Annotated in this window: 9 protein-coding genes and 2 pseudogenes; 5 read left to right on the top strand and 6 right to left on the bottom strand. The window is 70.6% G+C overall.

Translation table 11 applies throughout. The features are described from left to right. Window positions 1-102 precede the first annotated feature (102 nt). Window positions 103-357, top strand: a pseudogene (locus BU198_RS25055) (BRCT domain-containing protein); the annotation flags it as partial. Between the two features lie 175 nt (window positions 358-532). Continuing rightward, window positions 533-1,297: a hypothetical protein gene (locus BU198_RS25050; protein ID WP_188299123.1), complete on the top strand. Its 765-nt coding sequence runs from the start codon at window positions 533-535 to the stop codon at window positions 1,295-1,297. A 185-nt stretch (window positions 1,298-1,482) separates the two neighbouring features. Here BU198_RS25050 and BU198_RS25045 read toward each other — a convergent pair whose 3' ends face one another. Both BU198_RS25045 and BU198_RS25040 read right to left on the bottom strand, forming a co-directional pair. Continuing rightward, complete coding sequence (locus tag BU198_RS25045) at window positions 1,483-1,722, bottom strand: DUF397 domain-containing protein (protein ID WP_188299122.1); 240 nt, start codon at window positions 1,720-1,722, stop codon at window positions 1,483-1,485. Then, window positions 1,719-2,573 (bottom strand): helix-turn-helix domain-containing protein, encoded by an 855-nt coding sequence (locus BU198_RS25040; RefSeq protein ID WP_188299121.1) that lies wholly within the window; start codon window positions 2,571-2,573, stop codon window positions 1,719-1,721. Before BU198_RS25040 ends, BU198_RS25045 begins: the two co-directional genes overlap by 4 nt. A gap of 828 nt (window positions 2,574-3,401) precedes the next feature. Between BU198_RS25040 and BU198_RS25035 the strand changes: the two genes are divergently transcribed. Next, entirely contained in the window at window positions 3,402-4,754 is a 1,353-nt protein-coding gene (locus BU198_RS25035) for a hypothetical protein (RefSeq protein WP_188299120.1), read from the top strand. Between the two features lie 18 nt (window positions 4,755-4,772). After that, window positions 4,773-5,501: a 2'-5' RNA ligase family protein gene (locus tag BU198_RS25030; protein WP_188299119.1), complete on the top strand. Its 729-nt coding sequence runs from the start codon at window positions 4,773-4,775 to the stop codon at window positions 5,499-5,501. Window positions 5,502-5,537: 36 nt separating this feature from the next. Here the strand turns inward: BU198_RS25030 and BU198_RS25025 are convergent, their stop codons facing one another. From BU198_RS25025 to BU198_RS43930, 3 genes and pseudogenes are all read right to left on the bottom strand, one after another. Then, complete coding sequence (locus BU198_RS25025; protein WP_188299118.1) at window positions 5,538-6,047, bottom strand: hypothetical protein; 510 nt, start codon at window positions 6,045-6,047, stop codon at window positions 5,538-5,540. Between the two features lie 55 nt (window positions 6,048-6,102). Further along, a pseudogene (locus tag BU198_RS42515) lies at window positions 6,103-6,549 on the bottom strand (ATP-binding protein). Between the two features lie 14 nt (window positions 6,550-6,563). Then, window positions 6,564-6,935, bottom strand: coding sequence for a hypothetical protein (locus tag BU198_RS43930; protein ID WP_317620311.1), 372 nt, complete (start codon window positions 6,933-6,935; stop codon window positions 6,564-6,566). A gap of 1,535 nt (window positions 6,936-8,470) precedes the next feature. On the opposite strand from BU198_RS43930, the gene BU198_RS43925 reads away from it, so the two are divergent. Next, window positions 8,471-9,217: a DNA/RNA non-specific endonuclease gene (locus BU198_RS43925; protein WP_188299117.1), complete on the top strand. Its 747-nt coding sequence runs from the start codon at window positions 8,471-8,473 to the stop codon at window positions 9,215-9,217. Between the two features lie 135 nt (window positions 9,218-9,352). On the opposite strand, the gene BU198_RS25005 is transcribed toward BU198_RS43925, so the two are convergent. Further along, window positions 9,353-13,051, bottom strand: a complete 3,699-nt coding sequence (locus tag BU198_RS25005; RefSeq protein WP_188299116.1) for a hypothetical protein — start codon at window positions 13,049-13,051, stop codon at window positions 9,353-9,355. Between the last annotated feature and the right edge of the window lie 427 nt (window positions 13,052-13,478).

The following is a 13,478-nucleotide window of genomic DNA, read 5'->3' as shown; positions in this document are numbered from 1 at the left end:
ACTCACCGGGGCGTTTTCGTGCCTCAGGAGCCAGCCCGGTTTGGCAAGACGCACGTTTGTTCCTTCCAGCGACTGGCCGGTGTCGGGGACGCGGACAAGCCCGGCCCCCTCACGGGGAAGAAGGTCGCGGTGGCCGGCGCCATGGACGGCCCGCTGGCCGCCCTGTCGCGCAACCAGATGAACGAGTTGATCGAAGCCGCAGGTGGCAGGGCCACCTGCAGTGTCTGCGCGAAGACCAGCCTCGTCGTCGCCGGGGACAAGGCCGGGTCCAAGCGCGACAAGGCGAAGGAACTCGGCCTCCCCATCGTCACCCCCGCGGATTTCGCCGTCCTCGTCGCCGACTACCTCGCCATGTGACTCCCCGGCCGGTGGCGGGGCGTGAAATCCCAGGCCCCGCCACCGGCGTCCGCGCCCAGATCCGCCGACACGGCGCAGCCGAGAACAGCAGGCGGTGTCAAGCCGAAGACCCGATCTTGACCTCCTTCGGTGGATTGGTCCCGAGAGGACTACGTGATCGGGCACGATGCCACCCATGAGCGCGCAGACCACCGATTCCATCCGTTGCTCGCGTTGCAGGCGCAGCTATGCCGAAGCCGGCGACCAGGCCGAGTGGAACGCCGTCCTTGATCGGGGAGTCCTCAGAGCGGTCTACTGCCCGGGGTGCCAGTCCCCGGCCGAGTCGGTCGAGGCGTCCGTCAACCAGGTCCTGCGCGGCTCCCGTTCCATGACCCGCGGCGCGGACGGGCTGCTGCGCGTCCTCGAGCCGGGCGCGTGGACACGCGTTGCCGCTGCTTCGCACCCCCTCGTCCAGGACGATCCGGACATCCATCTCGCGCTCACAGTGCGCGAGGGCTGCCTGTTGGTCGCCGTCGCCGGGCACAGCGATGCCGGCCTCGTATCCGCACTGGCCCCCGGCCCGTGCGCCGAGGTCGCGGCCGCGCTCGCGGCCGCCGAAACGGACGCCGATCCCCACGGTGCCTGTGACGCCCTGGACGCGCTCGGAATAGCCGCCCTGCACGACGACCAGCTCGCCCGACTCGCCGACCTTGCTCACGGCGACGCCCGCACCGTCCGCTCCGGCATCGAAGACCGAATCATCGGCCACGACGAGGCCTTCCAGCAACGCGCCCAAGCGCTCCTCGCCACCGCCCCGGCACACGCGGTGCCGACACACCCAACCGGCGCTGCCGGGACGTCGGACGGCTGCGAGTCGCACTGGCCGGCCAGCTGTTGCCGCGTGCCCTCGGCAGTCCGGCGTTGCGGCAACGGAGGCGCACCGGTCGGCAACACCTCCTGACGCCGGTCAGGGCCGCCCGAAGCACGAGGAGGGGTGAGAAGCGGACGGACAACGGCAGTGATCATGATGAGGGCGGGTCTGCTGGTCGATGCGCCACCGGCTGGTCGGTGAGTCGAACCGTCGGCTGAGGGCGTGCGTGGCTTCGAACTCCTGCTCGGCGTGCGAACGGCATACCCGTTGCCGGCCTACTCGGGACTGTCGAATTCACCAGTTGCGACGGCGAGGAGAAACCCGGCGTACGCCTGAGGCGTGACGGCCAGAGATGGACCGTACGGATCCTTCGAGTCCCGGATGTAGTACAGGTGGCCGCCTGCGGCAACCTCGACACAGTTCCCGCCGCCGCCGCTGTGGCTGGACTTCACCCAGTTCAGCCCGGCAGCCGGCCTCGGGACGGCAGGACTCGGTGCCAGCGGTTCGTGGATCATGCGTGCTCCGTGATCAGTCGGGTGAGGTGGTCAAGGGTGGCGGGGACCGTGAGGGCATACGCCGCGATCGCGGTGAAGGCGGCCGAATAGCGTTCTACGGAAGCGTCGGGGAGCCGGATGCTCCGATCCATGAGCTCCACCCATACGGTGGGGCCACCGACCGGTGGGTCCATCAGCACGAACGGCGCGGCAAGGCCGGGGTGGTAGGGGAGATCGGAGGGGAGCACACGCAGAGTGAATCCGGGCTGCTGAGCGGCTTCGAGGAGCCGTTCGATCTGCCGGCGCGCGGCACGGGGAGCGAGGCCCGGGAGAGCCAGGACGGACGGTCCGAGCAGGATGTCCTGTTCCGCGCTGAGCGTCTCGACCTGGCGGCGCATGCGCAGGTCCACCAGTTCGGTGACCTCGCGGCGGGTCAGGTCGGGGCGCATGCCTGCGATCACCGCGGTGGCAACTTCCTCGGTCTGCAGACGGCCGGGCGGAAGGTGGAGCTCCACGGAGCGGATCCGGCGGGCTTCCTGCTCGTCCGCGAGGTACTGGCCGAAGTCCTCCGGCAGGGTGAAGCCGCGGCGCATCCACCACGCGGGGCGCGCTTTGACGGCCGAGTCCGCCTCCCATAGCGAGGCCGCGGTCTCGCGTGCGGAGGGTGCGGCATCGTAGAGGTCGAGCAGTGCCCGGACGGTCGGGGGTTCGATCCTGCGCCGGCCCGTCTCGTAGCGGCTGAGGGTGCCCGGGTCGATGCCCGTGGCCTCGGCGACCTGCGGTCCGGTCAGCCCCTGCCGGCCGCGCAAGCGGCGCAGCAGGTCGCCGAGCTCCTTGCGGGCGGCTGAGGTCGTGGCCTGTCTGGTGGGCATGGCGGCAGTCTCCCCGGATCAGCCCTACACGGACAAGGGGCACTGAAGCAATTTGCGCCATCAATTTGGTGAATCGCATTGCCCCAGCGCGATCTGACGGACATTCTGGTTCTCGACGAAGCGTACCGGTGCGGTCGCCCTGGGTTGCTCGGCGTGCTCCGAGGTCGGCTCTCAGGGGGTGGCCTCGATGGTTCGCGCCAGCTCGGCGATGCGAAGGCAACCCAAGCTCCCAGGCGTGGCCGGCGGTGCCGACCCGGTGCTCCGTATCCCGGCAGCTCTCCAGGCACCGTGGAAGGGTGGTGAGCTCGTATGCGACAGGCGCAGGGAGCCGTCGAGCGCGGGAACGCGGCTGCGGCCGTGTCACTGGCCGGCCGGGCATGGCAGTCGGCCGGGGACAGCACCGGCGACCGGCGCTGTGCGCGATTCGCCAGGCCGAGGCGCACGCGGGGGAGCAGGCCGAGCGGATCGGCGCTGCAGGCGACCCGGGGGCGATCGGCCTGCACTGCGTGCCCGCGCATGGCCTTGTTCCCGCGCTGCGAGGACTGGGCAGCGGCTCACACGGCCGCAGGCCTGGAGAGCACCGCCCGCGAAGACATGCACGCCGGTGAGATCGAGACCTCCTGCTCCTGCACCTGTGGCCGGACCTTGTCGGAGCCGACTTCGCGACGGTCGATCACGTGGCCGAACGACCCACCTGCTCGTCCTGGGGCTCCAGGCCTCCACCGCCAGCGAAGCTGTCGGCCGTCCCTCTCTGGGACCTTGCGGGTGCTGACAGGCGAGGGCGCGACACGACCCGTTGGAGAGCCCGATGACTGACAGGAGCACGTGATGGGCGAGCTGGTCCCCAGGTTTCGGCTTCTCGTCCTGGAAAAGGGGTGGCAGAAATTCGAGGTGTTCGACCTCCGCTTCACCAGGGCCGCGCTAACCGCGGCCGACAAGGAAGACCGGCCGTCGCTGCGGACCGTCACCGTCAGCCGACGCACCTTCAGCCGCTGGATGTCCGAAGGGGTACGCACCGCCCCTACCATCGAGGTCGGTCAGGTCCTCAAGTACCTGTTCGCCATGCCCGTCGCGACGCTCTTCGAACTGGTAGACCCGGACACCTTCGGCCTCCCGCTGGAGGCCGGCCTTGATGACGACCTGGTTCCGCCCGAGCCCCCCGCCCTGGAGTTCGACGACCCCGAGCAGGTGCGGGATCAGACCCGGCTGCTCACCGCCTCAAATACCGACGCCGCCGTCCTCGCCATGGCCCGCACCGCCATCACTGGCATCGTGGACCGCTACGAGCGGCTGGGGCCCCACCAGCTGGTCGGCGAGGCCAAACTGCTGCGCGGCATGCTCCACACCCTGCTGGCCGGCCATCAGCCGCACCGGACCCGCACCGAGCTGTACCGTCTCTCCGGCCAGGTCTCCGGGCTCCTCGGCTACATGGCCACCAACGCCAACCGGCCGGCCGCCGCCCAGGCCTACAGCACCGAGGCGCTGGAACTCGCCGCAGAGGTCGGTGACCGCGGCCTGCAGATGTGGGCACTGGGCACGCGATCGCTCGGCTACTACTACCAGGGCCGCTACGACCTGGCCGACGAGGCGGCGGCCGCCGGCGTCGCCCTCGCTCCCGAGCATCCTCAGGCGATCCGCCTGCTGGCCAACGGCCGGGCCAGGGCCCTGGCCCGCGCCGGCCAACGCCGAGAGGCCCTGGACGCCATCGACCAGGCCCTGCAGCTCTCGGACCGGCACGACGTTCCTCCCGGGCTGACGTCGTGCATCGCGTTCGCGCCGTACTCCGCGGCCCGCACACTGGCCAACGTCGTCACCGCCCACCTGTCCGTCGGGGACACCGACCAGGTCCTCGACCGGGCCCGGGAGCTCGAACCGCTGCTCGCCGGCTCCGACTCCGTGTGGAGCCGCTCCCTGGTGGGCCTCGACGTCGCCACCGCCCTGCTCGAACAGGCGCAGCCGGACGTGGAGATGGCCATGGATCTCGGGCGGCGGGCGCTGGGGTCGGGCACCACGACCCCGATCCGATCCGTGTGGCTGCGCGGCGTCGAGCTCTACGCGCGCGCCGCCCGCTGGAAGAGCGAACCGGCGGTCGGCGGCTTCGCCGAGCAACTGCGTGCCTTCCGCGCACACCCCACCGCCGGTACCGTCGCTGGGAGCACCCGGATCCCCGGCGCTGCCTGAGCCGGCGGAGGAGGCGACGTGGCCCTGGTACCCGCTGACAAGGCATTTCCGACCAAACCGCCGTCCGACCTGGACGACGCGGCCACCATCGTGCGCGCCGACTGGGACGCCTACGCGAGGCTCGACCGCCTGGTGAACCACTGGGAGCGCCCCGGCTGGGACAGCAGCACCCGGCGCCTGTACTGGATGCTGACCTTCGACGGGCACCAGCAGCTCGCCGACCGGGCGGCGCAGTGCCAGCGCGCCCTCCAGCACATGGGGCTCGACCTGACACCGTCCGAGGGCCTGCACCTCACGGTCCTGCGCATCGGCGACACCAACGACGTGCCGGCCCGGACCGTGGACGCCCTCGCCGACCGCGTCCGCCAGGTCGGGCTTCCCCGTTTGGCCCTGTCGGCACATCCCCTCAGCGGATCACGCGGAGCGGTCCGCTTCTCCATCGCGCCGTGGACCGGCCTGGTGCACCTGCATCAGCAGCTCACCGCGGCCGGACGCGACCTCGGTGTCCCCGGAGGCACGAGCACCGGGCGGTGGCGTCCACACCTCGGCATCGGATACAACCCCGCCGACCGGCCGGCACGCCCCCTCATCGACGCCGTCGAGCCGCTGCGCGCTCTCGCGCCGGTGCCGCTGGCCGTCGAGACTCTCGACCTGGTCGAACTGCGGCGCCACACCCGGCGGTACTGGTGGCGGACGCTTCAGCGTATTGCCCTGTCTGTGGACGCTCACGGAATTCCCCGGGGGTAAGTTCACGTAATTCCCCACCCCCGGGGCATGTCGACGTCAGGCGCGGGGCTCGATTCGAGCGAGGCGCACGGGCTCGCCATCGAGCAGGACCTCGTCGACGAAGCCGGCGAGGACCCGCTCGTCTCCTCCCTTGGGGTAGTCCTCGCCCAGGGGGTAGCCCTGAGAGACGTCCAGGGTGATCAGGAAGTCGCGGAGTGCATCACGAATCCGCCCCGGCAGGGTTGCGAAGTCCGGCGTCTCGGCCGGGTCGGCGACGAGGTTCAGGCGGGCCTCGCGCGGCGCGTCGATGCCCGTGACCGACACGTCGACGAAGTCGTCGAGGCCAGCCTCGACTAGGGCCTTGTCAGCGGCGTCGTGCAGGGCGACGACGGCGAGATACTGCAGGACCTGGTCCCGGCCGAAGGCGGGGGTCACCAGCCTGGCGATCTCCTTGGCCGACAAGCCGTGTCGCGAGGCGTGGGCCATCGCGTGGATGAGGATGTGCCTCTCGCCCAGGAGGTTGTCGCGGGCCGACCGCAGGTCGGCGGTGATGTCTGCGGTGTTCATACCCACGACGGTATGGCCTGAATTCAGTCCGGTCAAGAGTCAGGCTGTACTGAAGTCAGGCCAATTGGCTTGGCTCAGTCGGGGCGGTCGGGGTGCGTGGGCGTTTGTTGGGCCGGTAGCTGGGGCCGTTCATGATGACCTGGTGGCTGGTGTTGATCAGCCGGTCCAGGAGCGACTCGGCGACGACGGGGTGGGGGAAGAGGGGATACCAGTCGCTGGGTGCCCGGTTGCTGGTGATGATCAGCTAGCGCCCTTGCCGCTCGGAGACCAGCTCGTAGAGATCGTCGGCCTGGGCCGCACTCAGCTGCCGCATGGCGAAGTCGTCCAGGATGAGGACATCGGGTCGGATCAGCTCGCGGATGCGCTTGTCCCAGGTGCGGTCCGCGTGGCCGCCGGCGAGCTCGGCCAGGACCCGGCTGGTCTTCGTGAAGCGGACGTTCGCGCCGTGGCGGACGGCGAGGTGGCCGAGGGCCTGCGCGACGTGTGTCTTGCCGACGCCCACTGGTCCGAACAAGATCACCGACTTTCCGGCATGGAGTCAGCGCAGGGCGGCCAGGTCGCGGATCTGGGCCGCGGGCAGCTTCGGGGAAGCGGTGAAGTCGAACTCCTCCAGGTGACCTGCTGCTCGAACTTCGTCTTCTGTAGACGCTGCTGGAAGGCGACGGTCTCGCGGCGGGTGATCTCGTCCTGGCAGAGGACCTGCAAGAAGTCCAGGTGGCCGAGCTCACCGCCGTGGCCTGGATCAGCTGTGCGTCCCTTGCCGGACGACGGGTTGATCCACTGACCCAGGAATCCGTAGCCGATCTGGGCCTCCGAGCCCGGCTCGACGTCGTCCCGCAGCACCGTCACCTTCGACCGGGCCGACTCGTCCGGGAGGTTCTCGGTCACCCACCGGCGGAACGTCGACAACGACACCGCCAACTCGTGACCACGCCCCTGTCCCATTGCGTGACCACGAACCCTCAGAGGTCATCCGACCGAATGCAGCCGGTCAATCCGACAGTTTGTCGGGTTGACCGGCTGTTTTGTTGTCTGAAGATGCGGATCGCCCCTCACGGGTTCGTGAGGGGCGATCCGCGTTTTTGCTGGTCGGGTGAGGTGCGTGGGGTGGGGTGGCGGTCAGTGGTTGGTGTTTTGCCGCTTGGGGGTCCAGTCGGCGGGGTTGTTGGGGGCGCGGCGGTTGGTGGGCCGGCGGCGGGCGGTGGAGCTGGCGGTGGAGGACACCCGCGCGCGTGTCGGCCATCACCTCGACAGGTCACGCTTCCCGGGCGCCGTCGCCGCCCGGCCCGCCCGCGGGAGGCAGCAGCCGAGCGATCCTGCCGTGTCCGTGGCCGGCTTGCTCGAAGGGCGATCGCCCGGCGGCACCCGCACCCCGACTGGCCGCGGCACCGTGTGCGCTCTCACCACCACCGGTCCGCGGTGCCCGCCCCGCAGCGCCGCTACCCGACGACCCCGGGTGGAGACGCCCCGGCCTGGAGCGAGGCGAAGACCCCGCCCCGGCCCAGGCCCTGGCGGCCGGGTTCGACCGCCGCGCCCGCGAAACCGCCGCCTGGGCGCCGATGGACGAGCGGCTGCGCGGCGCGGCCGCCGGTCTGCCGCGCCTGGCCGCCCTGTCGGGCGAAACAGTTGCCGACCCTCCAGGCCTCGTCCTCGCGCCCCGAAGCCGCCGCCAGCATCCGCGGACGAGCCCACGGCCCTGGCCACGGGCCTGGTCCTCGGTCTCAGGAGCCACTCCCCTAAGTGCCTGAGGTCCGCCGAGGACGTCCGCACCGTCATGGGCGCCCTCCCCTGCCGCGAGGTGCGCCACGCCTTGGGTGAACTCGCGGCCCAGGGCCTCCTGGAAGATCTGGTGCGCAGGCCCGCCATGTCCTGTTCCGCCTTCCCGCGCCACCGCCGGCCGCGCTCTGACGGCGGGTGGCCGCGGCCGCCGGGGCACGCGCAGGCCCAACGGCTGCGACCGCGGATGCCGTCCGCGTCCGGGCTCCCGTGGACAGGGGCCCGGCGGCGGGGTCCAGCACTCACGCCGGACCCCGTCCTCGCCCGCGACGCGCCTGGGTGCACACCGGGCAGCGCGAAGTCGCTGGCGTGGACGCGACGGCCTCCTTGCCCCGGCCCCGGGCTAGGGAGCACGTGGCCGTGCGTACGGCGCCCTGCCAGTTACGCCGAGGGCGGAGACCGACCGTCGACGGTTGGCCCGCTACAGGGGTTTTCGCGTCGCCATCGGGTGAAAGCACGCCGGGCCCGTTGGGCGGGGACGCGCCACGGCCAATGGTTCGGGGACCCATCGAAGTTCGTCAGCGAGGTGTCCCATGCGTCTTCCCTCTGTCGTGGCCCGCCGGGATTCCGGTCGCGGCCCCGCGCGTACCGCTTCCGCGGATCCGGCCCGTCCCCGCACACCGCTTGCGCGCCGGGTGGTGTGTGCGGTGTCGGTGGCGGTGCTGGCGGCGGCGGTGGCGGTGGTTCCCGCCGCGCCGCAGGCCTCCGCCGCGGGGCGCACGCCCGTGCCCACGTTGTACAGCTGCCCCGACTTCTACGGACCCCTGCCGCACCCCCTCCCGCCCGACGGCTACTTCGAGGACCAGACTCATCGGCTCCGCTGGGAGATCGACGCTGAGGGCCGCCCGACGAGCGCCAGCTTCGTGGGGCAGCCCAGGACCCGCGACCTCCCCGGTACTCCCTCCGTCAACTACCAGAGCGCAAGGCGCCCGACCTACGCACCCTGCCAGCGGTTCGTCGGCGGTCTCCCGCGGGACGCTAACGTCGCACAGCCTCCGATGGGGGCAACGTGGGACGGCGGGCATCTGATCGCCTACGTGCTGTTCGGCGCCGACGGGCGCTACAACCTGGTGCCGCAGACGAGCAAGGTGAACAGAGGTGTGTTCAGCACGTTCGAGAATGTGGCCGCTTGGTGCCTGAGGCCTGACATGAAGAACCCCGCCAAGCCGGGCCAGGTCAATAAGTTCTCGGTCCACGTCAACTACTTCCCCACGCCCCAGGGGGGGACGCCGTCGGTCTTCCCGGAGTCGTTCGATGTCGAGGTGGACGTCACCGGCGCCATGGGACCCTACGGAGCCGCGGGAAGGATTCCGTGGGACTACCCGGAACGCCCCACGGTCCCGGCGACCCTGACGGCGGATCTCCAGAATGTACGGAGAGATTCTGAATGCTGAGAGTGGGCCGGTGCGGCCCGGTGCGAGCGCCCGTCAGGCGGCACCGGGTGGTGGAGGCCTGTGTCGGGCACCCCGCCTGTCCGCCTGGTGCGGCGGCCCCGGGCGGATGGGCGGGGCGCGGGGCCGCGGTGTGTTCTACAGGAGATTCTCGGCGGTGCTGACCGCGCAGTTGCCGATGTCCTCGGCGATGTTGCCGAGCTCGCCCCAGATACGGCTGGGGGTGTCCGTGAAGTACTTGGCCACGTCGTTGAAGCTGGTGATGCCCAGGCCGGTGATGTTCAGGTCGATCTCGGGCAGCTGGTCGCCGGCGAGTCCGATCTTGGCTTTGAGCGGCAGGTCGACGGTGGCGCTGTCCTTGGTGACGGTGAGCTTGAGGGTGCCGGTGGCGTCGACGTCGAGGAGGGTGCCGGGCACGTTCCAGCCCGTGGGCGCGTCGATCGTGAACGTGAGGGTGGCGGTGGCGGTGGCGGTGAGTTTGCCGGCGGTCAGGTCGAGGGCGCACGTGAGGGTGGCGCTGAGGCCTCCGACCTTGACGGCGACATCGAAGGTGAAGCCGTCCTTGCCCAGGCTCGCGTCCAGGGCGGCGGAGGCGGCGTCCAGGACTGTGACTTTTCCGGACAGGGCGAGCACTTTGCTGGGGATGGTCCCGCTGGTGATGCTCGTCAGGTCGAGGAGGAACTGGGGGCCTTTGGTGCCGCCGGTGTCGGAGAGGGTGAGGAGCTTCTTGACGGTCAGCGGCTTCTGGATGTCGCTCTTGGCGTAGACGCCGGTGGGGGTGACGTTGATCTCGAAGCGCCAGTTGTTGTCGAAGAAGTCGATGTCTCCGGCGGCGTACAGGCCCTGGGGCCACAGGACGTTGTCGATGACCTTGCCGCCGGCGACGGTGACCAGGCGGATGGCGAGCTTGTGGATGACGATCTTCTTCAGGATGTCGAGTGCTTCGGGCGGGGTGAGCACCAGGGCGACGATGTCGTGGAGGCTGACGCCCTTCTTCTCGTCCTCGGGTTTGAGGGCGAAGGCGAAGACGGCGATGTCGGGCGGGTCCGGGGTGCCCTCGACGGCGAGGGCCAGGGTGACGGCGTCGGCGCCGCTGCCGATCTTGAGCTGTCCGCCGCCGCCGAGGAGCAGGGCCGGCGAGGCGTAGCCGATCTCGAGGAAGAAGGACTCGATGTCGAAGTTCTTGATGCCGAAGGCGTTCTTCCACGCGGGCGGGCTGTCGAAGTAGTACGCGGGCCCGGACGGGAGGGCACCGGCCTGAGGGTCGGGCGGGGCGGGCATGAGCAGCGCGTACGCGGCCGCGGCGCTGTAGGGGCCGGTCGGGTCGGTGGCGTCGGTGTGCAGGACGGGCAGGGGGGTGTGGCCGAGCGATGTGAGGTCGCGCAGGAGGCTGTCGAGGGTGTGCGGGTCGCCGGTGAGCGGGGCGATGACGGGCAGGAACGCGGCCTCGGGTTCGGGGTCGGCGGTGATGAGGGTGTGGCCGGGCTCGTCGAGGGTGAGGGCGAGCTGCCCGGGCAGGAGCGTTCCGGGGGCACGGGAGGTGTTGATGGCATGGAGGAAGAGCTTCAGGGAGAAGGTCAGGTTGCCGTTCGGGGGCTTGCTGACGGCCCCTAGGCCGGTGAGCTGGAGCTTTCCGTTGCCGGCGATGGCGGGCAGCTCGAGGACGAAGGAGGTGTTCAGGGTGATCTCGTCGGTGGCGGGCCGCACGGTGAGGGTGAGGGCCCCGAAGCCGTTGAGGGTGGCGCCCTGGGCGATGACGGCGGTGAACTCGGAGTTCTTGATCTGGGCGGCCAGGAGGGCGGTGACGGTGATGCCCTTGGCGCCGGGGAACAGTTTGGCGAGGAAGGCGAGGCTGCCGGTGAAGCCGAGGGTGGAGAAGAAGGTGAGGCCCTTGCCGACCGTGGCGGGCAGGCCCTGGGGGTGTGTGCTGGCGACGTCGATGGGTTGCTTGTCGGCGGTGCTGACGACCAGGCCGGAGTCGGTGAAGGTGAGGTCGTCCAGGATCGGCAGGCTTTCTTTCCAGGCGCCGATGTCGCGGGGGGAGAACACCCAGTCCTTCTGCCACAGTCCTACGACCAGGACGGTCGTCGTGGCGTTCGGGTCACCGGCGGGCCTGGCGGCCTTGCCGACGACGGCCAGCGTGTATTTGTCGTAGGTGACCTCGCCGGACAGGCCCAGTTCCCAGAGGGGTCCGCCTTGGACGCTCGCTTTGGTGTTGCTGAGGGTGACGGCGGGCATGCCGGAGGGCAGGGTGAAGCCGGCGCCGGCGGCGAGGCGGTCGATCAGGTCGGTCAGCGAGATCTTCTTGTCGAAGGAGCCGGTGAGGCGGAACGCGCCGGGGATGGCGCAGTCCGCGGTGATCCTGATGCCGTCGGTGAGGGGCTTTCCGCGGGGGGCCACGACGGCGGTGGCGCTCAGGTCTGCTGTGGTGGTCGCGCCGGAGCCGGACTTCTCATACTGGAGTGTGAAGCCGGCCTGGGTGAGGGTGACCGCTGCGGCGCCGAGGTCCAGGGTGGCGTCGGTGATGATGGCAAGGGCCTGCACGCTGAAGGTGCCATCAGAGGGCGTGATCTGTGCCCAGAAGTCGGTGAGGGTGATGCCGGGCATGCCGCCAAGGTCGGCTTGGGGCAGGAAGTGGCGCACGACCTCAGTGAGGGGGGCGTTGGTGAGGGCGTTCTCGCTCACGGTCAGGATGCCGGGTGGGATCTCGCCGTCGACGAGGAGGGCGATGCTGCCTCCCACCTTGAAGTGGCCGCGGACGATGAGCCGGATGTTGCGGGAGGGCTGCAGAGGGCTGTCGATGATCAGGGATGCCCCGACACCGGTCAGTTCGATGTCGCCGCCCGCGAAGCTCCAGGTCGTTTTGGGGGTGGAGTCGAGGTCGACCTGGACCGTCTGGAGCGCCTTGGTCACGCCGTCGGTTTTGAGGATGTCGGTGTTGATGGTGATCGACAGGCTGCTCAGCTGGACCTTGTCGCCGAGGGGGAAGCCCTTCTTCTCCGCTTTCGTGAAGGCCTCGCCCAGGCCAGCCCAGTCATTCAGGCCGGAGGTCGGGACGGCGTCCGCCGGTGGCGCCGTGAGCTGGAAGACGATGGGTCCTGGCTGGAGGGACCCGCCCACCTCGACGGTCAGGTCCTTGGCGATCTGGACGTCGGCACGCAGTTGCACGTCGTAGTCGGGGGTCGTGGTGTCCAGGTTCCGTGAGCCCGCCCACACCCAGTAGGACATGTGCAGGTCGGTGCCCGGGGCCGTCTTGCCGGAGCGCAGGTCGATGCCGGGCAGGCCGTTCGCGGCGGGGGGCAGGATGAGGCCGGTGAGGGGGAGCGTGCCGTCCTTCTCGTCGAGGGGCGCGAGGACCGCAAGGGCTCCGGCTCCGGCGGGCAGTCTGACCTTGGGGGCGTGGAAGTTCAGGCCCGCCCGCAGGGCTGGGCACTCGTCGTTGGCGGCGCGCGGGAGCGAGGTCAGCAGGAGCTGGGGAGGGTCGAGAGCGTAGGTGAGGAGGTCCAGAGCGTTCGGCTTCGGGATCTTCGGGAAGGAGGCGGTGAACACCCAGGTCAGGGGCAGCGGGATCGGCACGTAGAGGGTGGCGGCCCCGTTGTCGATGCCGAATTCGGCGGTGGTCGCGGCCGGGGCCGCCCCGGGCCACTTGATCTGCCCGGTGGCCTTGACGCCGGTGTCGGTGTTCTCCAGGTGCGCGCCGCCGAGGACCAGGCCGTCGGGGAGCCAGGCGTGCAGCAGCTTCGTGGCGTCCTGGGTGCCGAGGGTCTCGGGGCGTACGGTCAGCGTGCTGTTTGCCAGGCACGCGGCGATCTTCTGCTGCAGCTCCTTCGTGTCCATGGGTGGTGCTCCTGTCGAGAGGCCGGGGAAGGGGTGTGCCGGGAGGTGGGGCTGTCGCGGGTCCGATGGGTGCGGCCGGCGGTGGCTCGGCCCGGGCCGAGCCGGCAGCCGGTACGCGACCGGCAGGGTCCGTGTCCGGCGGGGGCGGGTGCTGGGGTGGAGACCCGGTCCGCCGGGTGCGCGGCGCGGGGGTGGCGGCCGGGGTGGCGCCGGGGTGCTGTGGGCCCCCGCGGGGGCTGGGGCAGTCGGCCGTAGGCCGGCGCGCCGCAGCGCGGCGGGTGTCTGGTAGATGGTGGGCGTGGCGTCGTGAAGAGTCACGCCGTTGGGGAAGCGGACGGCCGCGGGTCGGGGGCGGCCTGGATTCCAGGCCGGCTGCGGCCACGGTCAGGGCACCGTCCTTGAGGTGCGTGGCGATCCGCTCCTGCAG

This window comes from Streptomyces sp. CBMA156, assembly GCF_014596515.1.
Taxonomy (GTDB): domain Bacteria; phylum Actinomycetota; class Actinomycetes; order Streptomycetales; family Streptomycetaceae; genus Kitasatospora.
This window is presented reverse-complemented; position numbering and strand designations above follow the sequence as displayed.

Excerpts from the sequence above, each read along its gene's own strand:
- BU198_RS25050 (WP_188299123.1), top strand. The coding sequence starts at position 533 with ATGAGCGCGCAGACCACCGATTCCATCCGTTGCTCGCGTTGCAGGCGC.
- BU198_RS25045 (WP_188299122.1), bottom strand. The coding sequence starts at position 1,722 with ATGATCCACGAACCGCTGGCACCGAGTCCTGCCGTCCCGAGGCCGGCT.
- BU198_RS25040 (WP_188299121.1), bottom strand. The coding sequence starts at position 2,573 with ATGCCCACCAGACAGGCCACGACCTCAGCCGCCCGCAAGGAGCTCGGC.
- BU198_RS25035 (WP_188299120.1), top strand. The coding sequence starts at position 3,402 with ATGGGCGAGCTGGTCCCCAGGTTTCGGCTTCTCGTCCTGGAAAAGGGG.
- BU198_RS25025 (WP_188299118.1), bottom strand. The coding sequence starts at position 6,047 with ATGAACACCGCAGACATCACCGCCGACCTGCGGTCGGCCCGCGACAAC.
- BU198_RS25005 (WP_188299116.1), bottom strand. The coding sequence starts at position 13,051 with ATGGACACGAAGGAGCTGCAGCAGAAGATCGCCGCGTGCCTGGCAAAC.